This window comes from Bacteroides sp. AM16-24, assembly GCF_003471885.1.
In the GTDB taxonomy this organism is placed as follows: Bacteria; Bacteroidota; Bacteroidia; order Bacteroidales; family Bacteroidaceae; genus Bacteroides.
This window is the reverse complement of sequence record NZ_QRKI01000021.1, coordinates 76890-103086: the sequence shown is the minus strand read 5'-3', so window position 1 is coordinate 103086 and position 26197 is coordinate 76890. Positions and strand designations below refer to the sequence as shown.

General features: G+C 41.8%; 22 protein-coding genes. 9 read left to right on the top strand and 13 right to left on the bottom strand.

What is annotated here, in order from left to right; genetic code table 11:
- The first annotated feature begins 64 nt into the window (after window positions 1–64).
- From DW182_RS19450 to DW182_RS19425, 6 genes are all read left to right on the top strand, one after another.
- Window positions 65–2596: a C10 family peptidase gene (locus DW182_RS19450; RefSeq protein WP_233564192.1), complete on the top strand. Its 2532-nt coding sequence runs from the start codon at window positions 65–67 to the stop codon at window positions 2594–2596.
- Between the two features lie 242 nt (window positions 2597–2838).
- Window positions 2839–4686, top strand: coding sequence for a thiol protease/hemagglutinin PrtT (locus DW182_RS19445; RefSeq protein ID WP_007667316.1), 1848 nt, complete (start codon window positions 2839–2841; stop codon window positions 4684–4686).
- The gene (locus tag DW182_RS19440) at window positions 4683–5225 is read left to right on the top strand and encodes a hypothetical protein (protein WP_007667315.1); all 543 of its coding nucleotides are present in this window, start codon (window positions 4683–4685) and stop codon (window positions 5223–5225) included. Before DW182_RS19445 ends, DW182_RS19440 begins: the two co-directional genes overlap by 4 nt.
- Before the next feature lie 40 nt (window positions 5226–5265).
- Window positions 5266–6525, top strand: coding sequence for a GTPase HflX (hflX, locus tag DW182_RS19435; RefSeq protein WP_007667314.1), 1260 nt, complete (start codon window positions 5266–5268; stop codon window positions 6523–6525).
- A gap of 101 nt (window positions 6526–6626) precedes the next feature.
- Window positions 6627–8627 (top strand): DUF4954 family protein, encoded by a 2001-nt coding sequence (locus tag DW182_RS19430; RefSeq protein ID WP_021967098.1) that lies wholly within the window; start codon window positions 6627–6629, stop codon window positions 8625–8627.
- A gap of 65 nt (window positions 8628–8692) precedes the next feature.
- A complete protein-coding gene (locus DW182_RS19425) occupies window positions 8693–10333 on the top strand; it encodes a fumarate hydratase (RefSeq protein WP_007667312.1) in 1641 nt (546 codons plus the stop codon).
- Window positions 10334–10480: 147 nt separating this feature from the next.
- On the opposite strand, the gene pelA is transcribed toward DW182_RS19425, so the two are convergent.
- From pelA to DW182_RS19385, 8 genes are all read right to left on the bottom strand, one after another.
- Window positions 10481–11575 carry a pectate lyase gene (pelA, locus tag DW182_RS19420; RefSeq protein WP_044534371.1) on the bottom strand — a complete coding sequence of 365 codons (1095 nt, stop codon included), beginning with the start codon at window positions 11573–11575 and terminating at the stop codon, window positions 10481–10483.
- A 71-nt stretch (window positions 11576–11646) separates the two neighbouring features.
- Window positions 11647–12972, bottom strand: coding sequence for a TolC family protein (locus DW182_RS19415; RefSeq protein ID WP_118296521.1), 1326 nt, complete (start codon window positions 12970–12972; stop codon window positions 11647–11649).
- Window positions 12969–16001, bottom strand: a complete 3033-nt coding sequence (locus tag DW182_RS19410; protein ID WP_007667309.1) for an efflux RND transporter permease subunit — start codon at window positions 15999–16001, stop codon at window positions 12969–12971. Before DW182_RS19410 ends, DW182_RS19415 begins: the two co-directional genes overlap by 4 nt.
- Before the next feature lie 12 nt (window positions 16002–16013).
- The gene (locus DW182_RS19405) at window positions 16014–17096 is read right to left on the bottom strand and encodes an efflux RND transporter periplasmic adaptor subunit (RefSeq protein ID WP_007667308.1); all 1083 of its coding nucleotides are present in this window, start codon (window positions 17094–17096) and stop codon (window positions 16014–16016) included.
- Window positions 17097–17206: 110 nt separating this feature from the next.
- On the bottom strand, window positions 17207–18139 hold the full coding sequence (gene rsgA / locus DW182_RS19400) for a ribosome small subunit-dependent GTPase A (RefSeq protein ID WP_118296520.1): 933 nt from the start codon (window positions 18137–18139) through the stop codon (window positions 17207–17209).
- 111 nt (window positions 18140–18250) lie between these two features.
- Window positions 18251–18811, bottom strand: coding sequence for a ribosome recycling factor (frr, locus tag DW182_RS19395; RefSeq protein WP_117693976.1), 561 nt, complete (start codon window positions 18809–18811; stop codon window positions 18251–18253).
- Between the two features lie 98 nt (window positions 18812–18909).
- Window positions 18910–19620, bottom strand: a complete 711-nt coding sequence (gene pyrH / locus DW182_RS19390; protein ID WP_007667302.1) for a UMP kinase — start codon at window positions 19618–19620, stop codon at window positions 18910–18912.
- A 50-nt stretch (window positions 19621–19670) separates the two neighbouring features.
- Entirely contained in the window at window positions 19671–20987 is a 1317-nt protein-coding gene (locus DW182_RS19385; protein ID WP_118296519.1) for an MATE family efflux transporter, read from the bottom strand.
- Window positions 20988–21139: 152 nt separating this feature from the next.
- Here DW182_RS19385 and DW182_RS19380 point away from each other — a divergent pair, with 152 nt between their 5' ends.
- Window positions 21140–21820: a lipopolysaccharide assembly protein LapB gene (locus DW182_RS19380; protein ID WP_021967091.1), complete on the top strand. Its 681-nt coding sequence runs from the start codon at window positions 21140–21142 to the stop codon at window positions 21818–21820.
- Window positions 21821–21987: 167 nt separating this feature from the next.
- Here the strand turns inward: DW182_RS19380 and DW182_RS19375 are convergent, their stop codons facing one another.
- A complete protein-coding gene (locus DW182_RS19375; protein WP_007667295.1) occupies window positions 21988–23091 on the bottom strand; it encodes a 6-bladed beta-propeller in 1104 nt (367 codons plus the stop codon).
- A gap of 164 nt (window positions 23092–23255) precedes the next feature.
- Here DW182_RS19375 and DW182_RS19370 point away from each other — a divergent pair, with 164 nt between their 5' ends.
- Window positions 23256–23441 (top strand): hypothetical protein, encoded by a 186-nt coding sequence (locus DW182_RS19370; protein WP_007667292.1) that lies wholly within the window; start codon window positions 23256–23258, stop codon window positions 23439–23441.
- Window positions 23442–23982: 541 nt separating this feature from the next.
- Here DW182_RS19370 and DW182_RS19365 read toward each other — a convergent pair.
- Genes DW182_RS19365 through DW182_RS19350 form a run of 4 tightly spaced genes read right to left on the bottom strand, consistent with a single transcriptional unit; the run spans window position 23983 to window position 25840 of the window.
- Complete coding sequence (locus DW182_RS19365) at window positions 23983–24792, bottom strand: biotin--[acetyl-CoA-carboxylase] ligase (protein WP_118296518.1); 810 nt, start codon at window positions 24790–24792, stop codon at window positions 23983–23985.
- The gene (locus DW182_RS19360; RefSeq protein WP_007667283.1) at window positions 24776–25132 is read right to left on the bottom strand and encodes an MmcQ/YjbR family DNA-binding protein; all 357 of its coding nucleotides are present in this window, start codon (window positions 25130–25132) and stop codon (window positions 24776–24778) included. Before DW182_RS19360 ends, DW182_RS19365 begins: the two co-directional genes overlap by 17 nt.
- 18 nt (window positions 25133–25150) lie before the next feature.
- The gene (locus DW182_RS19355; RefSeq protein ID WP_007667281.1) at window positions 25151–25456 is read right to left on the bottom strand and encodes a winged helix-turn-helix transcriptional regulator; all 306 of its coding nucleotides are present in this window, start codon (window positions 25454–25456) and stop codon (window positions 25151–25153) included.
- Between the two features lie 18 nt (window positions 25457–25474).
- Entirely contained in the window at window positions 25475–25840 is a 366-nt protein-coding gene (locus DW182_RS19350) for a YraN family protein (protein WP_007667278.1), read from the bottom strand.
- A gap of 92 nt (window positions 25841–25932) precedes the next feature.
- On the opposite strand from DW182_RS19350, the gene DW182_RS19345 reads away from it, so the two are divergent.
- Window positions 25933–26166: a hypothetical protein gene (locus DW182_RS19345; protein WP_007212260.1), complete on the top strand. Its 234-nt coding sequence runs from the start codon at window positions 25933–25935 to the stop codon at window positions 26164–26166.
- The last annotated feature ends 31 nt before the right edge of the window (window positions 26167–26197 follow it).

The following is a 26197-nucleotide window of genomic DNA, read 5'->3' as shown; positions in this document are numbered from 1 at the left end:
AAAGATATGGCAGCTAACAACTTATGTCAAGGCGGAAAATAGAATGGTTACATAAATGATGCCTATGAAGAAATTACTACTCCTGTTTTTGGTTCTTCTGTGTAGCTTAACAGCATGGACAGCCCAGCGTTCTCCGGAAGAAGCTCTTTCTATTGCCCGTTCTTTCTTTATGCAGTCATCCGGGGATGTAACCCGTAGTGCTGGTGATATTCAGTTGGTGACAGTTTCCAATGATTTGCTAAAATCTGTATCTACCCGTAGCGTGGAAGGAACAGCTTTTTATATTTATAACTATGAGCAGTCTGCCTATGTCATAGTATCCGGTGATGACCGCATGAAACCTGTGTTGGGTTATTCGGATAATGGGAGTTTCATAACTGAAAACTTACCGGTAAATATACTTGGGTGGTTGGAATTATATAATGCTGCCTATGCTGAACTGGGTAATGGCGAAAAAGCAGTTACTGAACCTAAATTACTTACTAAAACAAGTTTTCCGGCATCTGTATCTCCTTTGCTGGGAAGTATATGTTGGGATCAAAGTGCACCGTACAATAATACCTGTCCCCTTTATCAGGGAGAACGCTGTGTGACGGGATGTGTAGCTACGGCAATGGCTATGATTTTGAAATATCATGAATACCCAGTAAAAGGAAAAGGCACTCATTCTTATAAAGCTCCTAATGGAATTGAATGTTCTTTTGATTATGGAAATACTACTTTTGACTGGAATAATATGCTTCCGCAATATTCTGGAACTTATACTGCCGAACAGGCTGACGCTGTTGCTCAATTAATGTCGGCCTGCGGTGTAGCGGTTGATATGCAGTATTCACCTTATAGTTCAGGAGCTTATTCATATCAGGTAGGCCAAGCATTAATTGACGACTTTGGGTATGATGGTAATTTGGGATTGGTATATCGTCAATATTTTACTTCTGCCGAATGGATGAATCTGATTAAATCAGAAATAAACGAGAAACGTCCTATCTACTATTTTGGCTCATCGGATGATGGAGGACATGCGTTTGTCTTTGATGGTTATGATACTCAGGATATGGTTCATGTCAATTGGGGATGGAGTGGAATGAATAATGGCTACTTTGAGGTTTCTTCTTTGAATCCTGATTCTCCCGGTATTGGTGGTGGAAGTAATCTAGGAGGAGGATTTACGAGAGGCCAAGGAATGTATCTGGGGATACAGCCACCTACTTCTTCTTCAAACTTTACTTCTCATTTTTATATGACGGAGTTGGAAGTAAATAAAGAAGAAATTGATAAGGGAGACGTGTTTAAACTGACGATTACTAAGATATTCAATATGAGTATGGCATGCAAGAATAGTAAATTGGCAGTGATAGCAGAAAAAGATGGTAAGCAGTCAATATTAGGGCAGATTGCTTTGGCTACGATGATAAATACGTATGAAGGATATAATACTCTTGTTCTTTCTAATCTGAAAATACCCAATGATTTTGTTGATGGAACTTATTCTGTATATGCAGCTACCAAAGATGAGCGCGAAGCAACATGGAGCCGTGTGCGTGGTTACGTAGGTTCTGAAGCACAACTCATTCTTGTTGTGGCTGGTAATAAATGTACTTTGACTCCGTTTAGTGGTAATCTTAGTTATAGAGAAGACATAGAAGTAAATGTGGAATTAGTACATAATTTGTATAGTGGTCTCAAGGGAGATTTCAAAATGTTGGTTTCTAATAAAAGTGCATCGGATGAATATTATGGTTTAGTGGGTGTTGCACTTTTTAAAGCTGATAAAGAACAGAACTTTGTAGCGATAGTCGGAGATGTACAGGTTGAAATAAAGCCGGGCACGGTGAATAGAGAATTGGCTGTATCCGGAGATTTGGCTGTTACAGAGAACGGCGTGACTACCAATATTCCTGCCGGAGATTATTATATTTGTCCCTGCATGGATTGGGGAGGAGCTACGTATGCCATCGGTGAGTTAACTCCGGTAACCATAAAGGAAGCCTATGGAGCTGCCGATTTAAAAGTCAGTCAACCCCGTCTGGAGAAAACGCAGCTTCAAGTGGGGGAGAATCTAAAACTGTTGGCTGATCTTTCATTATCTGGCAATGGAAATGTATATGCTGGGACATTAACAGTGGCCATTTTTCAGTATGATGATCAGTATGCGTCCAGTGTGCACTATCAAAATGTATTTGTGGAAGCAGGGCAGGCAGTTAATCTTGTTATGGAAATTCCTTTGAATGTAGGTGTAGGGGATCATACGGTTGGTTTGTTTAAACCTGATGCAAGTGGGAACCCTACGCCAGTTCGTTATCTTTCTTTCTCTGTAGGACCAGCTACCGGTATTGAAGATGAAGTGACTGATAAAGACGAGTTAGTTGTCTGTCAACAACCAGTAGACGATATTCTTAATATCCGTACTTCTAATGCTGTCCAAATGATCTCTGTCTATAATCTGTCCGGGCAACAGATGATACAGCAAAAAGAGTCCGGAGATAAAAAAGAATATTCCATACCAGTAAGAGGGTTGACCGCAGGTTACTATATTGTAGTATTACAGTCGGCTGATGGTAAGGTATACAAGAGCAAGTTTATGAAACGTTAGACTATATATTTATAGTATGAAGGGCGAGGCTATTCTATTAACTTGGGATGGCCTTGTTTTTTTATATTCTAATGAACGATTTTCACTCTAAAACGTTCATTTGCGATAGGATCATCAAAAAAAAGTATTCAAAATCATCTGACGAACCATATATTTCAGTAATTTTGTCTTTCTAATGAACAACAAGATAGTGATTTGTGTCATTCGTTGAGGTGCTACTAAAACAACTAACCCCTAATTATATGAGGTGTACACTACTCTTTCTATTTATTCTTCTTACAAGTCGGCTTCTTGCTGATAATGTAACAGCAGAGCAGGCTCATGCTTTAGCTGCTGATTTCTTTAAAACGAATGTTCAAACCCGTAACACTTCTACATCACCACAGTTGCAATTAGTTTGGGACGGAGAAGATTTGAGTACTCGTAGTACAGGGAATCTTCCGGCTTTCTATGTTTTTAATAATACCGACCGGAAAGGTTTTGTTATTATTGCCGGAGATGATGTGGCTATGCCCGTATTGGGGTATTCTTTTACGGATAACTTTGTGGTAGATGGGATGCCTTCTAATCTGAAAAGTTGGATGAATGGGTTGAAAGAGCAGATTAATAGAGCTAGAGAGACAGGGCTGAATGCTTCCGACGTTGTATCCAAAGCATGGAGAGGATTGTCGGACATGACTACGGGAGACGTGGTGAAACAATATGAAACGGCAAAGTGGGATCAATTAAGTCCCTATAACCTCCTTTGTCCTGAAATTAATCGCATTCGAACTGTAACAGGTTGTGTTGCAACGGCTGTAGCTATACTTATGAGATATTATCAATGGCCGGATGTGGGTACGGGAACTCTTCCGGCTTACAGTTATACAGTAAATATAAATGGAAGAGAAATTTCCCAGACAGTGCCGGAAAGGACATTAGGTAATACTTATGCGTGGAGTAATATGCCACTTGAATATGATTGGAGTTCTTCAGAAGTCACCGAAAATGAAGTTGCAACTTTGATGTACGATTGTGGTGTTATGGCTCAGGCTGAGTTCAATATAGCTTCTGCCGGTGGTACCGGTGCTGCTACATTGACAGCAGTTCGTGGATTGGCTGAGTATATGAAGTATGATAAAAGCATGTTGTGCCTGCGTCGCGAATGGTACTCGGATACAGAGTGGATACAAATGCTGGAAAATGAAATAATGACAGTAGGCCCTGTGCTTTATGGTGGAGCTACTCTTAGCAATGAAGGGCATCAGTTTATACTGGATGGATATACAACAGAAAATTATTTCAGAGTAAATTGGGGATGGAGCGGGCATAGTAATGGTTTCTTTCTGATTTCCGCTTTAAATCCGGATGATCAGGGGGCAGGCGGTAGTACAGGTGGTGGTTTCATTGCGAACCAAGATGCTTTGTTTGGGCTAAAGCCGGCAAAAGGAAATTCAAACTATCAGACTTTGCTGGGGATGCTTGCCGGAAAAACTGGCAGTGGAGAATCTTATTCCGGTTTGATGACTTCTGAAACACAGTTTAATGTAAATACTAATTTTACAGTGAAATGCGGCTTCTTCTGGAATCTTGGATTAATTCCGTTTTCTGGGAAAGTAGCTTTAGCCATAGTTGATAAGAATCAGAATGTTAGAGAACTTATATCAGGTACTTCATCTATTCCAAGCATGAATACGTATGGTGGTATGGCTTTTACGTTCCCTTGTAAAATCTCATTGTCTCCACAGCCCGGTGATCGTATTGTTGCAGTTTACAAAGGAACAAATGATGCTGATTGGAAAATAGTTCGTGGTGGTCCTGATACTACGAATGAGATTATCGTTAAAACTGATCCTACCCCAATAATCGAGACCGAACAAGAAACCCGGTTTACTGTTCATTGTGATAAGCAACAAGGAACTGTGATTGCCCATTTGCCGGAGAATTCCCATACGTTGAATGTATATGATGTAAATGGGTGTTTATTGAGACAAATATTGTCTGAAGGAAAAGATACTATAATTTTCTCTTGTCGGGAATATCCTGCGGGAGTATATATATTGCAGGTTATAACAGATAAGGGAAGTCAACAATGTAAGTTTTTAAAATGAAAAAGGAAATTAATGTTGTAATAGCGACCTTACTTGTACTATTGGTAGGTTGTCGCTCTGCGAAAAAAGAAACAACGGTTACATCGGACATGCAAAAGATAGAAATGAATTCTGTGGCGATTATTCCACAACTGACAGGGGGGAGTCCAGCCTCTACTTCACCAATAGTCTATGTCTATAAGACAAAGGCTGATTATTCACATCAGGTACCGGTGATAATGGATGAGGCTCGTACGCGTATCTTATCCTATCCCGCACCCGGGGATCTGAAAATGGGTAATGGATTGCGTCTACCTACTGTTTTGAATAAAGGCTACTTGTTGGATAATAAAGGAATAGGTCCTAATGTGGCTTTTCTTACCTATACATATGAAGAGTATAGCCAGTTGCCCACAGCACCTTCCATGGACGATTTGATGTCACATATTCTTGATAAATATCCTTTATTGGAAATACATGCATGTGGTCGTCGTGCTGATTATAAAGACATTGTTCCAGAATTAAATGAGAAAATAGCAGAAGGAATTCTGCAAAAATAATTATATTTGTCGCCCAATATTTAATAAATAGGTATAGTAAATGAAAGAATTTGTAATCTCCGAAGTACAGGCAGAAACGGCGGTATTAGTTGGTCTCATTACGAAAATGCAGGATGAGCGTAAGACAAACGAATACCTCGATGAACTGGAATTCTTGGCTGAGACAGCCGGGGCGGAAGTAGTGAAACGATTTACTCAGAAGCTGGATCAGGCACATTCTGTGACCTACGTCGGCAAGGGTAAACTGGAAGAAATAAAAGAATATATCCGGAGCGAAGAGGAAGCCGAACGGGAAATCGGTATGGTGATTTTCGATGACGAACTCTCCGCGAAACAAATACGTAATATTGAAGCGGAGTTGAAGATCAAGATATTAGATCGTACTTCGCTTATTCTCGACATATTTGCTATGCGCGCACAGACAGCCAATGCAAAGACGCAGGTGGAACTGGCACAGTATAAATACATGCTTCCCCGCTTGCAACGTTTGTGGACTCACTTGGAACGCCAAGGTGGTGGTTCCGGCGCCGGTGGCGGTAAAGGTTCCGTGGGACTTCGTGGTCCGGGTGAAACGCAGTTGGAAATGGACCGTCGTATCATCTTGAACCGTATGTCATTGCTGAAAGAGCGTTTGGCAGAGATTGATAAACAAAAGGCAACTCAGCGGAAGAACCGCGGGCGCATGATCCGTGCGGCACTAGTGGGATATACCAATGTGGGTAAATCTACATTGATGAATCTGCTGGCGAAGAGTGAAGTCTTTGCAGAAAACAAGCTGTTTGCGACATTGGATACTACAGTGCGCAAGGTGATTATTGATAATCTGCCGTTCTTGCTTTCAGATACGGTTGGTTTCATCCGTAAGTTGCCGACAGACTTGGTCGATTCTTTTAAATCAACTCTGGACGAAGTGCGCGAGGCGGATTTGCTGTTGCACATTGTGGATATTTCACATCCTGACTTTGAAGAACAAATAGAAGTAGTCAATAAAACTCTGGCAGATATCGGTGCATCCGGTAAGCCTATGATACTTGTTTTTAATAAAATAGACGCTTACACCTATGTGGAGAAAGCGGCTGACGACCTTACCCCCAGAACAAAGGAAAACTTGACACTCGAGGAACTGATGAAGACTTGGATGGCAAAGATGGAGGATAATTGCCTCTTTATCTCTGCCCGCGAGAAGATCAATTTAGAGGAACTGAAGAGTGTAGTTTATGCGCGTGTAAAAGAATTGCATGTACAGAAGTACCCTTATAACGATTTTCTTTATCAGACCTACGAAGAAGAAGAGGTCTAATCAATGAAGAATTAAGAATGAAGAATGAAGAATTGGGCTGCGTGCTCTTGTGCTGCATAGTAATTCTTCATTCTTAATTCTTCATTCTTAATTTACTTATTATGGATTACAGACATTTAACCGAAGACGAGATACTTCGGTTGAAAAGCCAGTCGTGTCTGGCAGATGATTGGGGGAAAGTAACGGTAGCGGAAGACTTTGTTACCGAATTTGTGCATCATACCCGGTTTTCGGGAAATGTACGTTTAGGTGTGTTTCAATCAGAATTCACACTACCGGGAGGAATCAAGAAACACTCCGGTCTGCGCCATGTGACGCTACACAATGTTTCTGTAGGAGATAACTGTTGCATAGAGAATATCCAGAATTACATTGCTAATTATGAAATCGGGCATGATACATTTATTGAGAATGTGGATATTATCCTGGTAGATGGTTTGAGTAAATTTGGTAATGGGGTAGAGGTATCCGTGTTGAATGAAACAGGTGGGCGTGAGGTACTAATCAATGATAAACTTTCTGCGCATCAAGCCTATATCCTGGCACTTTACCGTCACCGTCCGGAGCTGATTTGCCGGATGAAGGCTATCACTGATTTTTATTCCAATAAGCATGCTTCTGCAATAGGTAGCATTGGCAACCATGTCATGATACTCAATACTGGATCTATCAAGAACGTACGTATTGGAGATTATTGCCACATTTGTGGGACGTGTCGTCTTTATAATGGAAGCATCAATAGTAATGAAGAGGCACCGGTACATCTTGGTCATGGGGTGATCTGTGATGATTTTATCATCTCGTCCGGTTCGCATATAGATGATGGGGCGATGTTAAGCCGCTGTTTCATAGGGCAGGCTTGTCGTCTGGGGCATAACTATTCAGCATCCGATTCACTCTTTTTTAGCAATTGTCAAGGAGAAAATGGTGAAGCATGTGCTATTTTTGCCGGACCTTTCACGGTGACGCATCATAAATCCACCTTATTGATTGCCGGTATGTTCTCATTTATGAATGCCGGTTCCGGATCTAACCAAAGTAACCATATGTATAAGTTAGGTCCTATTCACCAAGGTACTTTGGAACGCGGTGCTAAGACTACTTCCGACTCTTATATTCTATGGCCTGCCCGTGTGGGAGCCTTTTCGTTGGTGATGGGGCGTCACGTCAATCATTCCGATACATCCAATCTGCCTTTTTCCTATCTGATAGAACAGAATAATACCACTTATCTTGTGCCGGGCGTTAACTTGAGGAGTGTCGGAACCATCCGTGATGCGCAGAAATGGCCGAAGCGTGACGGACGTACTGATACCAATAAGTTGGATTTCATCAATTACAACTTGCTCAGTCCTTATACTGTACAAAAGATGTTTAAGGGGCGAGAGACTTTGCAGAATCTGCGCCATGCTTCCGGAGAACTTTCTGATATTTATTCTTTCCATAGTGCTAAAATCCGTAATTCAGCGTTAGTGAAGGGGATAAAGTTCTATGAGATAGCTATTCATAAATTCCTTGGGAACTCTGTAATCAAGCGTCTGGAAGGTATTGATTTTAAGAGTAACGAAGAAATACGTGCCCGTCTGAAACCTGATACGGTGATAGGTAGTGGTGAGTGGGTGGATATTTCCGGATTGATAGCTCCGAAGAGCGAGATAGATGCTTTAATCAATGATATAGAGTGTGGTAAAGTGGATCGTCTGAAGTCTATTAATGCGGAATTCGAGAAGATGCATCAGAACTACTATACTTACGAATGGACCTGGGCTTATGAGAAGTTAGAAGAGTTTTATGGTATCAAGCCTGAGAATATTACGACGGCAGATATCATCCGTATTGTAGAAAAGTGGAAAGAAGCTGTAGTTGGGCTGGACCGTATGGTGTACGATGACGCTAAGAAAGAATTCTCACTGGCCTCCATGACGGGCTTTGGTGCCGATGGTTCGCGTGCAGAGAAAGAAATGGACTTTGAACAGGTGCGTGGAGATTTCGAAAGTAATCCTTTTGTCACTGCTGTGCTGAAACATATTGAAGATAAGACAGCATTGGGTGACGAACTGATAAGTCGTATGCAGCGGATAGCATCATTTTACGCTAATTAAAGAAATATTTCAATAATAGTTCTTACCTTTGTGCTACGATTCATTAATTTAATTTACGAGTAATTATGGCAACAACACCTCCGTTCCATTATCAACCTATGTTTGAGCATGGAGAAGATAAGACAGAGTATTATCTGCTTACAAAAGATTATGTATCCGTAAGCGAGTTTGAAGGGAAACCTATGCTGAAGATTGAAAAAGAAGGTCTCACAGCAATGGCTAATACGGCTTTCCGCGATGTGTCATTCATGTTGCGCCGTTCGCACAATGAGCAAGTTGCTAAGATTCTGCGCGATCCGGAAGCAAGTGATAATGATAAATATGTAGCACTAACTTTCCTGCGTAATGCAGAAGTAGCCTCTAAAGGCGTGCTTCCTTTCTGCCAGGATACCGGTACGGCTATCGTTCATGGTGAAAAGGGACAACAGGTATGGACCGGATATTGCGATGAAGAAGCACTTTCATTGGGCGTCTACAAAACATATACTGAAGAAAACCTGCGCTACTCTCAGAATGCTCCGTTGAATATGTACGACGAGGTGAATACAAAATGTAACCTGCCTGCACAGATTGATATCGAAGCTACCGAAGGTATGGAATATAAATTCCTTTGTGTAACTAAAGGGGGGGGATCTGCAAATAAGACTTATCTCTATCAGGAAACAAAGGCAATCCTGAATCCCGGTACATTGGTTCCTTTCCTTGTTGAGAAGATGAAAACCCTGGGTACAGCTGCTTGTCCTCCTTATCATATTGCTTTCGTCATCGGTGGTACTTCTGCAGAGAAGAACCTGTTGACTGTGAAGTTGGCATCTACTCATTACTACGATGAATTACCAACTACCGGTAATGAATACGGTCGTGCTTTCCGCGATGTAGAACTTGAAAAAGAAGTATTGAAGGAAGCTCACAAGATTGGTCTCGGTGCACAGTTTGGCGGTAAATATCTGGCTCACGATGTACGTATCATTCGTTTGCCTCGTCATGGTGCTTCTTGTCCGGTAGGATTGGGCGTTTCCTGCTCTGCCGACCGCAATATCAAGTGTAAAATCAATAAGGATGGCATCTGGATTGAAAAGCTTGACAGCAATCCGGGTGAACTCATTCCGGAAGAAATGCGTCATGCAGGTGAAGGTGCCGTCGTTAAGATAAACCTAAACCAACCGATGGCAGATATTCTGAAAGAACTGACTAAATATCCGGTAGCCACCCGCTTGTCACTGAACGGTACGATTATCGTGGGACGTGATATTGCTCATGCTAAGCTGAAAGAACGTCTGGATCGTGGTGAAGACCTGCCACAATACATCAAGGATCATCCTATTTATTATGCCGGTCCTGCTAAAACTCCCGCCGGAATGTCTTGTGGCTCTATGGGTCCTACTACTGCGGGACGTATGGACTCATATGTAGAGTTGTTCCAGAGTCATGGTGGCAGTATGGTTATGCTTGCTAAGGGTAACCGTAGCCAGCAGGTGACGGATGCTTGCAAGAAATACGGTGGTTTCTATCTCGGCTCTATCGGTGGTCCTGCTGCTATCCTGGCACAGAACAATATCAAGAGTATCGAATGTGTGGAATATCCCGAACTCGGTATGGAAGCTATCTGGAAGATTGAAGTAGAAGACTTCCCGGCATTTATCCTGGTAGATGATAAAGGCAATGATTTCTTTAAGCAACTGAAACCATGGAATTGTAGTAAGTAAGCATTCTCTTTCTATAGATTAAGTAAAAGCTGTCCCGAAGAAGTTTATTAACTCCTTGGGGCAGCTTTCTCTGTTTATTCTCATCTTGGTGAGTATCTATTCTCTATTAAGTGAGAAAAAGAAGATGCGAGCACCTGTCCGAAACTATCATTTATTGTGTTTCTTTTTCCACTGCTCGTATTTCTTGAATACTTTCAGCCCGTCACTATTATACCAACTGTATCCGTTACGGCGCTCATATCCGATTTCGGAAATGTCGAACTTCTTCACCCCATCACGATCGCTAACGAACGGACGGTTGTCTTCTAAAGTATAGAAGCGTGCCCACAGGGGAGGACAATCTGTGCATGGAACCATACGGAAGTCTTTTTTGCCTTCATCATTCGTGAAGAACTCTTTCTTCATTCCCTCAATCTTTGATGCTTTGAACCATTCGATAGCGTTCTCTATACATTCGATAATCTCTTTTGAAGGATCAGGCAGAGACATTAACAGAATGACGATGTTGTCCGATTCGGCACCACTCAGTGAGGGAAGTTCATAAGCACGTGCTTTGGCGGGGGCAAGGGTGTGTTCATCATGCTGTGCACACCATACAGTCGGTTTTCCATTCAGTACTACCTGAGTTTTTAAAATACATTCTATACCTTTGTCGAAAGCGGCACGGGCACGGTCACAGATACTGTCGGGAACATAGGTGTAGGGCTCTTTCTTTTCATATACTTCACGCAGCAATTCCATGACATTTACCATTGCGTTGTCATTGTAGGTGATATGTGTATAGTAACCTTTAGGACGGGGCCAGAATTGAGGCCAACCACCATTGGGATATTGTGCTTTGAGAATGTAGCGAATACCATCCAGTGCCCCGTCTTTGTATTTCTCAATATGGGTGGCCAGGTACAAGCGTGAGAGATATTGTATCTCTGTGCTGGTAGCACCATTGTCTATTGTACTTTCGTTTACTTCGTCTTTAGAGGCAAGTACATCTTCTAACTCCTGTTGAGTCAGTTCGGCAGGCATATAAATGTTTTTGGGCCAACCTCCGGTAGTTTGCTGGTAAAGTAAGACGTTGTCGCCAATGCGGATGGCTTCGTCGGTTTTAAAAAATTCGTCGTTGAGCTTGGGGGCCATCTTTACCCAAGTCTTGTACGGCATCTTTTCTTTGTAGTTTACGGTTTCTTGTGCAAATAGGTTTGTCAGGCAGATTAGAGCCAGGCAACACAGGCAAATCTTTTTCATGATCATTGTTTTTATAGTTCTATGACGGCAAAAATAGAGGAAAAAAACTTGCCTGATGGGGAATAATTGTTCTATTCTAGGTATTTTGTTACCTTTCCACTGATTTGCAACAAGGAAATCTCACAAACTTTCGTATTATATTCCGCAGAAAGGATTCTTTCCTCCGCATCCAGAAGGCTCTTTTGTGCTTCACGCATTTCGATACCGGAAAGGTTTCCCAACATATAGCGCTCCATGGCGATCTCATGATTCTCCTTTGCGGCTACAAGATTCTGACGTTCCAGGTTTAGCATTTGCAGGTTATTCTGGTAGGCTTGCCACAAATTACTCAGGTCGGCACGCAATGCCTGTTCCAGTTGCTCCCGTTCCAGTCGGGCATTCTGAATGGCAATACGCGCATTGTTACGTTCCCGACGGCGGTTCCCATCGAACAGGTTGAAGCCGATAGTCAGACCAAAGTTTGCTCCGAGATTACCACGCTGGATATTGGTGGCAACATCATATTTATTGAAAGTATAGCCATAGCCCCCGTTCAGCTTCAGATAAGGGTAGTCGCGGGAGCAAACCTTCTTGTAATCCAGTTGTGCTAGTGTATTGTTTTGATGGGCTCTCAGCAGGGAGGCATTCGCTTGCAGGGTAGCATTCCAAAGCTCTTCGAAGTTCAGACTGCCGTCTACGTTGATAAGGCTATCCTGGACAACAATCGGTTGGTCCACATCTTCATTTGCCATCAGTTCGTTCAGTTGGATACGGGAGGTATGCAATAACTCTTGCTGCTTCATATACTGAGCACTGTCGGCATTGAAGTCCACTTTTGCCTGTTGGTAATCCAGACGGGAGAAGTTACCAATGTGATAACGCTCCTCTACGATGCGTAAACGTTCTTTGGATAGAGATACGGCGTAGCGGAAATTATTCAGGCGGATTTTATGTTGCAGGTAGTTGTAATATTCCGCTGCAATATTGGCTATCAAATCTTCTACAGCAATACGGGTATTTGTTTCACCTTGTCGTTCCAGTTCCTTCAACCGTTGGTAGTTGGCGGTGATGTTGAAACCGTCAAAGATAGTCCAATTCAGATTGAGGCCTACATTCATGGCCTGGTCGAATACACCATTCTCTTTGAGGTGTTCTCCGGTGGCACGCACTTTACTGTCAGTGTTATCAACAGTTCCTTTATAACTTGCTGACAGGTCAAGTGTTGGCAGGTAGCCGGCGTTGCCCAATGTTGCATTGTTCTTGGAGACTTGTTCTTCATTACGGGTAATGCGCAACGAATAATTGTTTTGAAGTCCGTATTCCAGACAGGATTTCAGTGTATAAGATTGAGGCATCTGCGCCTGCAAAGCAAGCGAGGTGCAACAAATCGTTATGAGGGATAAAATCGTACGTTTCATGATTTCTTTAACTTACTGCGGTTAGTGGATATATAGCTATATATGGCAGGTACGATGTACATGGTCAGGAATGTGGATACCAACATACCTCCCACTACGGCCGTACCCATGGCAATACGCTGATTACAACCTTCCCCCGAAGCGAATGCCAGCGGTATCAGTCCCAGAATGGTAGAGGCACTGGTCATTAGAATAGGGCGTAGACGTTGTAGTGATGCATCTTTGATGGCTTCCATCTTGTCTTCTCCGGCTTCTTGCTTCTGATTGGCAAATTCTACAATGAGGATACCGTTTTTCGCTACCAGACCAATCAGCATAATGATGCCGATCTGGCTGAAGATATTCATCGTAATATCGCCGAAATACATGAATACCAGGGCACCTGCAATGGCCAGAGGTACGGTAAGCATGATAATCAGCGGGTCCTTGAAACTTTCGAACTGAGCTGCCAGAATCAGGTAAATCAGCAAGATGGCCAGTACGAAGGCAAACATCAGACTGGAAGAACTTTCCCGGTATTCTTTTGAGTCTCCGGTCAATGCGGTACGGAATGTATCGTCCAGTGTTTCCTTGGCTATTTTATCCATTTCATCCAATCCCTGTCCGATAGTCTTTCCATCGGCAAGTCCGGCAGAAATGGTGGCGGAAACGAAACGATTGTAACGGTATAACTGCGGTGGGGCAATACCACTAGTCAGTTCAATCAAATTGTCCAACTGCACCATCTCTCCTTTGTCACTACGGATATAGATACCTTTCAGGTCGGCAGGTTTATTACGCTGCTGACGGTTGATCTCTCCTAATATCTCATATTGTTTTCCGTTCATATAGAAGTAACCCATACGCTGGCCGCTCAATCCGTATTGTAAGGTTTGTGCAATGTTGCGTGTACTTACTCCCATGATACTTGCTTTATCACGGTTGATGTTGATACGTGCTTCGGGTTTGCTGAATTTCAGGTTTACATCAGCCATCTGGAATACCGGATTTTCATAAACTTTTGCCATGAATTTGGGTAATACCTCTTGCAACTTTTCGATATTGGTGGCCTGTAGTACATATTGTACAGGCATGCCACCACGACGTCCGCCGAATGAAGAAGATTGTTGTACAAAAGACCGTGCCTTTGTTTTCTTTTGAACCGCCCGGGAAATCTGTTCCGCTACTTCCATCTGTGTGTAATCACGATCCTTCATATCTTTCAATGTGATACGCACATTACCGCTACCGCTTGATACACGCGCGGTAACAGACTCTGCATCCGGAAGTATGGAGTCTACCAGTTGATTGATGTCTTCTGTGTAATCCCGTATATATTCATACGTCACACCCTCAGCTCCACGGGTGTTAATGCTGATTTGCGAACGGTCTTCAAGGGGGGCCATTTCAGCAGGGATAGCATTCCAAAGGAATACAATGATAAATAAAGTACCTAATACAAGAGGCATAGCCAGCCAGCGTTTGCGTAAGAAGATTTCCAGTGACCGGCTATATATGCGGTTCATTCCTTCAAAGAACGGTTCGGTTTTTATATAGAACCAGTTTTTCTTTTCTTGTTTTACCAGCAATTTGGTAGCAAGCATAGGTGTGAAGGTCAGTGCGGCAAACGAAGAGATGATTACCGAACCGGATACCACGATACTGAATTCACGAAAAAGCCGTCCTGTCATACCATCCATAAATACAATGGGGAAGAATACGGCCACCAATGTGATGGTGGTAGAGATTACGGCGAAGAAAATTTCCTTAGCACCTTCGATACCGGCTTCTTTTGGGGGCATTCCACGTTCAATGCGGACATAGATATTCTCCGTCATAACGATAGCATCATCCACTACAAGCCCCACTGCTAATACTACTGCCAACATGGAAAGCACATTGATGGAGAATCCTGCCAGGTACATCACGAAGAATGCACCGATAAGCGAAACCGGAATTACGATACAAGGTACTAATGTTACGCGCCAGTCACGCAGGAAGAGGAAAATAATAATGATAACGAGGATAAATGCCACATATACGGTTTCCTTTACTTCGTCAATGGAAGCACGGATAAACTTGGTGTTGTCAAAACCGTAAGAATATTGCACGTCTTCAGGAAGGTCTTTCTTCATCTGTTTCATGCGTTCGTAGACGGCGTCGGCAATTTTTATATGATTGGCACCCGGTTGCGGAATCACAACGATACCCACCATAGGCACTCCGTTCATCTTCATGTAGCTTTTTATATCCGCCGGACCTAATTCTGCCCGTCCGATATCACTGAAACGAACAATGCGGTTATTATCTTCCCGCAGGATCAGGTTGTTAAACTCCTCTGCCGTATGCATCAATCCCAATGTACGGATGGTAAGTTCCACTGTATTACCTTCAATACTTCCGGACGGGAGTTCTACATTTTCTTTATCTACTGCATTTTTAACGTCGATAGGGGTAATGCCATAACCTGACATCTTGATCGGATCTAACCACAAACGCATGGAATAACGCTTTTCTCCCCAAATACTAACGCTACTGACGTCTGCAATAGTCTGCAATTGTTCTTTTACGGTGAGGTCGGCAATTTCACTCAATTCCAACAGAGAACGTTTATCACTTTGTAATGCCACCATCAGGATAGGCATGGCATCTGCATCTGCTTTTGATACCGTAGGCGGGTCACAGTCACGGGGCAGGTAGCGTTGAGCACGTGAAACTTTATCACGCACGTCGTTTGCAGCAGTTTCCAAGTCGACGGAAAGTTCGAATTCTACCGTAATACGGGATGAACCCTGCTGGCTGACGCTGGACAAGGAACGGATACCCGGAATACCATTGATATTTTGTTCCAGTGGTTCGGTAATCTGGTTTTCAATAACATCGGCATTTGCACCCGGGTAGGAGCAAGATACCGAAATGATAGGATTGTCCACGGACGGATATTCTCGGACGCCGAGGTAGCTGTACCCGATAATCCCGAAAAGCAGGATAATAAGGGTGAGCACTGTGGAAAGTACCGGGCGCCGTATACTGAGTTCAGATATATTCATAAGGCATCCGGTTTAATAAATGTTATCCAAAGTTACAGGTAATCCGGTACGGAGTTGCAAGGTTCCTGAGATTATAATAGTATCCCCTTCCTGCAAACCTTGTAATACTTGAGTCTCGGCTTCCGTGCGTATGCCGGTTTGTATTTCTACAGGCTGGGCTTTCCCCGATTTGTAAAGAAATATCTTATCCTTACCCATCTCCGGAACAATCGCTTCGGATGGAACGGCAAGGGCATCCTGAATCTCGTTTTTGCTTAAACGGATGTCTGCATAGCGTCCCGGCATCACATAACCGTTGGCATTTGGATAGAGGGCACGTAAAGTCAACGTATGGGTGTTTTGATCCATTCTGGATTCCCGGGCATAAACTTTTGCGTGGAAAGTCTCGAGCTTACCTTCAAGTCCGAAATTCACTCCTGCACCGATTTTTACATCGTTGGCGTAACGTTCGGGGACGGAGAATTCTACCTTCAGTGGAGATATTTTGGTTAGTTTGGCTACAATAGTAGTAGGAGAGGCATAAGTTCCTACACTGACTTGGCGCAAACCAATCACACCGTCGAATGGTGCACGAAGCTCGGTTTGTGCAATGTTTGCCTCTATCAGATCTATGTCTGCATTCAGGGTTGCCAGTTCAGTTTTTACCTGTTCATAGGCTTCTTTACTGACTGCATCTCTTTCCAACAGAGCATTTTGGCGGAATACACGGTCTTCTGCTAATTTCAGTTGGGCTACAAGACGTTGCAACTGTGCTTGCAAAGGACGGTCGTTTACTTTAGCCAGTAATTGTCCTTTTTTTACCTGGCTTCCCTCCTCGAAATTAATTTCAATAATTTTACCGGAAGTTTCGAAAGAAAGATCTACCTCTTCATCAGGCAATAAGCTACCACTGATTTTTATTTCATCTTTCAGCAGTTGAGGTTTTATGATCTTTGCATTTACATTCAGTATTCTCTTATTATTGCGGTTAGTGCTCATCACTTTGTCTGCAGCCGCCAATTCTTTGTTCTCCTTAGGGAGTTGAGAATAAATACCCCCGCCTATTAGTCCGGCACCAATAAAAATGATGATGCCCCATTTAACTTTCTTATTCATGTATCAGTATTAGTATTACGTCAGATTATGTCAGCATGAATTTGGACATCTTGAGAACAGGAAGGTTTAATACGAGAAGCGTTAAAAAAAGTGATAAAGTGATGATGATTTTAATATGCTGCCCTGTATTTTCCTTCCTCCTTGTCTTCCAGCATGTTGAGGTAAGAGCTATAGCGTGACTCGCTGATATAATGTTCTTTTACAGCTTCCCGTACGGCGCAGCCTGGTTCCTGACGGTGAGTGCAGTTGCCATAACGGCAGTCTGCAGAGAATTTGAATATCTCTGGGAAATAGTGCCCTATCTCTTCCTCTTCCATATCGAATGTGCCAAAACCTTTGATTCCCGGTGTATCGATAATATATCCGTCTCCCGGAACGGGAAACATTTCAGAGAAGGTGGTGGTGTGCATACCTTTATTATGATAGATGGAAATTTCACCAGTTTTTACCTCTTGGTCAGGCAGTATCGCATTGATAAGGGTTGACTTTCCTACACCGGAATGTCCGGAGAAAAGTGTTACCCGACCTTTCAATTCTTCCTGAATTTCTTCTATACCCTCACCTGTTTTGGCCGAAACTTTAAAACAGGGATAGCCGATGGTAGTATAGAGATTGATAAGTCCGTCCAGATAGTGAAGCTCATCCTCATCATAAGCATCTGTTTTATTAAAGATTATCTTAACGGGTACGCGGTATGCCTCAGCAGAAGCCAGAAAGCGGTCGATGAAAGTAGTGGAGGTTTCCGGATAATTGACCGTAACAATAAGCATGCTTTGGTCAAGGTTGGCAGCAAGGATATGCGATTGTTTAGAAAGATTGGAAGCTCTTCGGATAATGTAGTTTTTCCGGTCTTCTATTTCCTTGATGAAAGCAGTTCCTTCCGGATTCAAGATAATTTGCACATAATCTCCCACAGCTACCGGATTGGTACTGCGTATGCCTTTGAGACGGAAGTTACCTTTGATTTTACACTCCACACATTTCCCCTCGTCGGTCTTTACCAAATACCAACTACCTGTATTTTTTATTACCAGTCCCCTCAATTTAATTGTCAATTGAAAATTGACAATTGACAATTATTGCTTGGCAACATACCTCAGTTACAGTTCCTTTCGGTACTTGTCAATTCTCAATTGTCAATTGTCAATTGGTTTTTATACGGTCATAATTTCTTTATCCTTTGCAATCAGCATATCATCGATCTGTTTGATATACTTATCGTGAATCTTTTGCAATTTTTCTTCACCACCCTTTTGTGCATCTTCTGCCAGACCGTCTTTAACGGATTTCTTCAAAGCATCGATAGCATCACGGCGAGCATTACGCACACTCACTTTAGCAGTTTCACCTTCACCCTTACATTGTTTGGCGAGCTGTTTACGGCGTTCTTCTGTAAGCGGTGGAATACCGATACGGATAATCTCACCGTTATTTTCGGGCATAATGCCGAGACTGGAGTCAATGATTGCTTTCTCAATTACCCGGAACATGCTTTTGTCCCACGGTTTAATGGCGATACTACGGGCATCCGGAGTATTTACGGCAGCTACATTGTTGATAGGAACCATGCTTCCGTAAGAATCCACACGGATACCGTCCAGCAAACGAACGTCTGCCTTTCCGGCGCGGATGTGAGCCAATGCTTCCTCCAGATACATAACGGCCATATCCATTTTCTCTTGCGCTTCATCTAAGATGTCTTTTACGTCTCTCATATTCTTCGGTTTTTGGAATTGTACTTTAATTGAAACTTTGCAAATATAATTATTTTCACCACAGAGCACACTGATATACAGAGTTTTTTCAGAGAAAATTAGTTGTGTACCAGTGTTCCGATCTCTTCTCCTTGCATTACTTTCTTCAAATTGCCTACTGTGTCCATGTCAAATACAATGATTGGCAGATTGTTTTCTTTACACATGCAGGTGGCAGTGAGGTCCATAACTTTCAGGCCACGTTTCAGAACTTCATCGTAAGTGATCTCGTCAAATTTAGTGGCAGTAGGATCCTTCTCCGGATCAGCAGTATAGATGCCATCTACGCGTGTGCCTTTCAGCATAACGTCGGCTTCAATTTCAATGCCACGTAGGGAAGAGCCTGTGTCGGTAGTAAAGAACGGATTGCCTGTTCCGGCAGACATGATAACCACTTCGCCTGCTTCCATAGATTCGATAGCTTTCCATTTATTGTAAAACTCACCGATAGGTTCCATGCGTACGGCTGTCAGTACACGCGTCTTTACACCGGCAGCTACCAGGGCAGAGCTTAATGCCAGGCTGTTGATTACCGTAGCGAGCATTCCCATCTGATCTCCTTTCACGCGGTCGAAACCTTTGTTTGCGCCACTCAATCCGCGGAAGATATTACCACCACCAATGACGATACCTATCTGGACGCCCAACTCATGGATTTCCTTGATTTGTGCTGCATATTCGGCAAGGCGCTTTTCGTCAATGCCATATTGTTTTTCGCCCATCAGGCTCTCACCACTGAGCTTTAACAGAACTCTTTTATACTTTGCCATTATGATATTACATTTAGTTTCTGCAAATATACGCTTTCTGTCTGTAATGATTAACTTTGGTACAAAATTTTTCTACTTAAAACTGCCTGTACGATGCCGCGCAGAGATAAGTAGACGATGAAAGCCAGCCAAAGGGCATGATTTCCCATCCACTCGTGTAAGGAGTAATAAACGAGGAAGAAACCGGCTGAGGCTGCCAGCATTGCATAAAACATTTGCCGAGTGGCAGTGGCTCCGATAAATATTCCGTCCCATAGGAAAGCGGCAAAGCCTGCAAATGGGATAGCCAATACCCAATAAAAGTAATTTCCAGCTTCCCGGATAACAGAAACTTCATTAGTAAGCAAACTTAGGAATGCCTTGCCGCCAAAGAAATAAAGTAATGTGAAGCCTGTAGAAAGTCCGATTCCCCAGATAAAGAGCTGGCAAACGGTACGATGCAATGCCGGGCGGTTGTCCGCACCGATATATTTACCAACCAACGCTTCACCTGAATAAGCAAAGCCATCCATTATATAAGAAAAAAGAGTAAATAGCTGCATTAGCAAAGTGTTGACTGCCAATACAACCTCTCCCTGTGCTGCTCCGGCGGAGGTAAAGAACAGAGTGACAATAACCAGGCAGAGGGTTCGTAGGAAAATGTCCCGGTTCACCTGAAAGAAACGTAGCATAGCTTCTTTTTTCAATATTTCCTGCCAGGCAATACGTTCTTTCAATTTGCCATAATATCGCCTCCATAATAATAATGCCATAAAGAATCCTGCATACTGGGCTGTAAGTGTCCCCAGGGCTACCCCGGCAACTTTCATGTGGAACAAATAGACAAAGCAAAGGCTTGCAGCGATGTTCACAATGTTTTGTGTAATGGCAATGTACATCGGGAAACGCGAATTCTGCATGCCAATGAACCAACCGGCAAAACCGTAAAGTCCCAGCATGGCAGGAGCTCCCCAAATACAAATTTGGAAATAGAGTGTAGCCAACAGGTCTACTTCCTCTGTAGTTTGTATAAAAGTAAATGCCAGTTTACGGATGGGATATTGTAAAGCCACCAGAATAATGGCAATGAGCAATCCTACTCCAACGGATCGTAACAAAAGTCGGATAACTTCGTCCATATCGTGTTTGCCGTATGCTTGTGACGTCATTCCGCTGGTTCCCATTCTTAAGAATCCAAAGATCCAGTAGATGATGTTGAATAGCATTCCGCCCACGGCAATAGCTCCGATATACGCTGCAGATCCCAGATGGCCTACGATTGTCACATCAATCAGTCCCAATAGTGGGACTGTGATATTCGAAATGATCGAAGGTACAGCTATCTGAAGTATTCTTTTATTGATAATATTCGGAGTTTGAGCAATCATTTTAAAGCACTGATTTGTTCTATTTATCGACAAAGGTACTCTTTTTGCCGTAAATGGTAAAAAGGCATTTGATAATAACAATTTTTATAATACATAATATTTTAAAAATGAGTATATTTGCGGAAACAAGAACTAGGTAATATTAATAAGCGATGAGAACCTTAACTTTACTATTTTCATTCATGGTTGCTTTCCCTTTTGTGCTCTCAGCACAATCAGCCGGGGAGTTGCTTCAAAAGGTGTCTGCTGCCTTATCTGAGGGGCAGGATGACTATGCGGTGAGTCTGTTTCGCCAGTCGGTAAAGGCTGGGGCAGATCAGACTGAGATGTTTTATTGGACTCAGGTGGAAAAAAACAGCGCTGTAGCTCCGCGTTTGGTAAATGAGTTGGCAACCTATTACAAACATAAGCGGAATTATGACAAAGCTTATTTGTTTTATAGAGAATTTCTGCAGTATCATTCAGACGATGTTCCTGCTCTTGTATCGTGTGCCGAAATGGAGATGATGCGGGGTAAAGAAAAAGATGCTGTAAAAACTTATGAGAAGGTATTGATACTTGATGCCAATAATTTGCAAGCTAATATTTTTCTGGGAAATTATTTCTATTTACAGGCAGAACGTGAAAAGAAAAAGTTGGAAGATGATTATAAGAAGATAACTTCTCCTACACGAATGCAATATGCCCGTTATCGTAATGGACTTTCTGATGTCTATTCTAACGGTTATGCCAAGGCAAAAGATTATTTGCAGCGGGTGTTGCAGTTGTTTCCTTCGACGGAGGCAGGAAATACTTTGGAAAAGATTAAGAAGTTAGAAGTGGAAATCAAATGAGAGGAATAATTTCTTGTTTGATTGTCTCTAAGTATAATTCTCTGATTTTATGGCTGTTGTTAGGATTGCCTATCAGTATGATTTCGCTTTCTTTATTTAATAAAAAAAGTAATGCATTACATAATATTAATAATATGAGACTATAATTTCTTATAAACTTATTTCCTCTATTTATAGCTGAATAAAACTAATATTGGATTGCTTTCTTCGTCCAGACTCTTTATTTGTAACTGCTTTTCGGTATCTGTGACAGATGATAAAATCTGTTGGATATTATCTTCTGTCGGTATCATATATGAGATGAATTCTTTTCCGGTAGTGGCAATGGCACCACCATTAGGCATGTTTTTGTATTTATGAGTAGGCATATAATACGTTTGATTGTTTTCTTTATTGATTATTCCATATCCGGGAGGCATGCCTTGGATTGTTATAAATATGTATTTCTCTGTTTCATAACATGCGGATATATCACCTACATATTGCATGGATTTCATAAATTGCTCACTAGGTGTACCTTGGCTCCATTGTTCCACTTCATCTTTTGTCGGGATTTTCTTTGTAAGTAAGTTTGTGAAGTATTTTATAGAGTCATTGTCTATCTGATAGATATATGGGTAAAATCGTTCATAATAAGTTACGATATTTGCTGAACGATAGAAGTAATGGTTTGCTCTATAGGCCAGCTTGTTGCCTTCAATGCGCTCATTGTTTTTCAGAATTCTCATCTCATTCTTTTTTTTATCCCAGAGTGCTAAACTTATTTTGAAACTATTCTCTTGCAGTATATTGCTTAGAAAAATGTATTTATCTGTCATAGCAAAATCCAGGAAATATTGTCCGATCTTTAATATTTCATAATTTTCCGGTTTCCCATTTTTGTATGTTATTATACTTTGGGTAGCCCAGTCGTATACGTAAATATTACCTTCCTTGTCAATATCTATGTCAGATGGTTCAAGATATTCACCAGGACCTTGACCCACTTTATGGATAATTTGCATGGCTTTTCCCTTTCTATCAAAAACTAGTATCTTTTTTTCAACTTTGTCCAATATATAGTATTTGTTATTTTGATACAATATCTTGTCTATATTACCTATCAATGAACTATCGGTTGTTTCTAATGGAACATATTTTATTTGAGCTAATTCAGGTAGTGCTTCCGATATGGAATCTATATTTATCTCATATACAGTTTGCATTTTTGGTGCAGAAGGTGTGCATGCAGTAAAAAATGGCATAATAAGGAAGAGTAATAGTTTCTTCATATAATTGGTATTAAAGGTTGGCTATGTTTAATCTTTCGAACTGGTTTTAACGTGAGTTTGATATAAACATTAAGCTATTCTTTTGAATACTAAGGATATAGCGATGAAAGTCTTAAATTTGTAGTGCTGAATATGACATTTAAACGATTATCACTATGTTCTCAATGGCTAAAGTTACAAAGATTAATTATATGGCGGATGATTTTAGCAAAGAATTTGTCGGACAGCAGGAAAAATATACGGTCAAAGCTACAACTCATAAACAACGGAACCAACCGAACCGTATGAACGATGCGGGGTTACTAGTAAAGGGTAAGGCAGGTAATACTTTGGATAAAATAAGAAATTAGAAGTAGAAATCAAGTACCCGAATTCATTCAAATATCTCTTTTTTAGTCTGAATTATTTGTATCAGGTGGGGGAAATTGTGGCCATGAGGCAATATGTTTTCCCTTATTGTTCTTTCTCGAAACAATGTATGCTTGTTACTAAAAGTATGTATGTTTCTTGCTAAAGCAATGCTTATTTTGCTATGACTACAGTAGTGGTTAACTTGGTTCACAATCGTAGAGCAAGTGCTTCATAAACGTGAAGCTGGTGAACCACAGTTGTGGTCAATCATTTACAGTGCTTCCTTTATGCGAAAACGTTGGTTGTCAGTCTGATAAATATTAGGGGGAATATGAAAGTTCTTAAGCATTTCGGGAAGCAGAAGCAGGAATTGATGATAATACAAAGGTGCAAGCAAATTTGCTTGCACTTGACTAAATGTTGCTGCCACCACTGAATTTGGGCTGTTTATCAGTTGTTTATCACGCTTAGTGCAAGCGTGCAGGTAAAAGTGAACATAAACTCTATGTAGCCTCTGAGTTCAAGAAGCCCTACCTGAATTTAAAGAATGTATTGTACTTCCTTAAACAAATATCCGCGCTCTTTTCCTTCTTGGTCTTCAAGAATAAATCGCCCGTCCGGTTCTACGCGTAGTAAGCAGGCAAGAAATTCGCCGTCCGCATCTGCATAGCGGTGAAAGCCATTCCGACGGAATAGGGAATGAGCATAACGGGTGTTAATCAAGTCTGCTGTTTTACCTGAACAGTCTGTTCGTAAAAGGGTATAGTACTCTTTTATCCGTTTCATAATATTGGCAAGTATCAGATATCGATCATGATCTTCTCCTGTAATCTGTTTTAGGGATACCGGGTTGGGGGCATCGCTTCGGAAGACTTCCTGATTGATGTTCACTCCGATACCGGAAATGCTGCGTCCGATATGATGTCCTGAGAGATCATTCTCTATCAGTATGCCGCAAATCTTTTTCTCATTCCAATAAATGTCATTCGGCCATTTTATGGAGATACCTTCTGCCCATTCATCTAATTCTTCTTTGATGGAGAGAGAGATGATCTGAGAAAGGATAAATTGTTGACGTGCCTCAATGAAGGTAGGATAAAGTACGAAGCTGAATGTAATGTTCTTGCAATCTTCCGATTCCCAACTGTTGCCACGTTGCCCTTTTCCGGCGGTCTGGCGTTCAGCAATTACTGTCATAAATTCCGGAATATCGGTTCCTTGTTCATCGCAAAGTTGTGTTAAATGCCGATTGGTGGAGTCTGTTTCCATTAATACGAGCAGGGGAACAGGAAATTTCGCAGAGGGGAGATGCTCGTTGGACTCTTTATTCATGTCAGGGTAAGGCTTCATATTCGGTACGCATTTTTTTGGTGAACTTCTTTAAGACTTCCTCATAAGCATGATCAATGAGACTTTTTATCAACTTATCGTCTGCATCACCGTTGAGGAAAACCTGATTCCAGTATTTCTTATTAAAATGATAGGCGCCTTCGATGGCTGAGTAACGTTCGCGCAACTCTATGGCATACTCAGGATCGCACTTCATACAAATCTTGTTGGAGTATTCTAGGTCAATCAATACGAACATTTTATCCATAACTTTCATCACGAGTGAATACTCATCGAATGGAAGGCATTCTGTGACTGCTTTCTTGGCTAGGCAGTATTCGCGGGCAGTTTCTATATCCATAATAATTTCCAGATATTTTTAATAGTTATTAATCTCCCAGTAACCGGTTCTTGCAGAACCTTTGCGTAATAATTTTCCGGATTGTCTAAGTTTTGCGATAATGCGTTCACACTGGCGTGTGCTAATCCCTAAGGTTTCAGCTATTTCCTTGGTTGTAATATTCGGATTATGCAAGATCAGTTGTGTGATTTTCAATTCATTATAGCTGATATTGTTATCAATATTGCTGACATCACCGACATTATCACCGACATTTGTAGGAAGTTCGCCTTTGAATTCCAGACGTCGTCCTTCCGGTTGGGCTATGAGTTCGTTTATATTCATTTTACTGCAATTTATAATTCAGAACATTGGCGGATAAAATGCATCCTTAATATGTTCTATTTCAAATGCTCCAGCTTCGCCGACCGCGGTGATAATATCAAAACGAACAGGAATGTCTATACTGAAATGCTTGATATATGCATCGGCAGCCACTACAATGTGGCGTATTTTCTGCCAATTAACGGCATCTTGCGGTTCGATGTATTCCGTATTGCTTCGTGTCTTCACTTCCACTACAATCAACAATTCATCTTTGACTGCCACAATGTCCAGTTCCAGATGGTTTTTGCGCCAATTACGGTGGCGAATGATATATCCGTTGCGTTCCAGATACGCTACTGCGGCGTCTTCTCCGTCTTTTCCAAGGGTATTGTGTGCTGCCATACCTGTATTTATCCCTATTTTAGCTGTTTCTATGCAAAAATACGTTTTTTCTGCTTTGTATTTACAGAAGTAAAACTAATTTTGCAGTAAATATGAGAAAGAGAGATAAAACGTGTGCGAAAGCAACACCCGAAGAGCCGAAACGTGAACAGCGCATCGTATGTCTGATGAGCGAAGAAGAGCTGCGGATTGTAGACCGTTATCTGGAGAAGTATAAGATAACGAATAAATCACGCTGGCTTCGGGAGACTATTCTCATGTTTATCCATAAAAATATGGAAGAGGACTATCCGACTCTTTTTGGAGAACATGATATGCGAAGATAAATTGAGAATTAAAAATTAAAGGTAAAAGGGT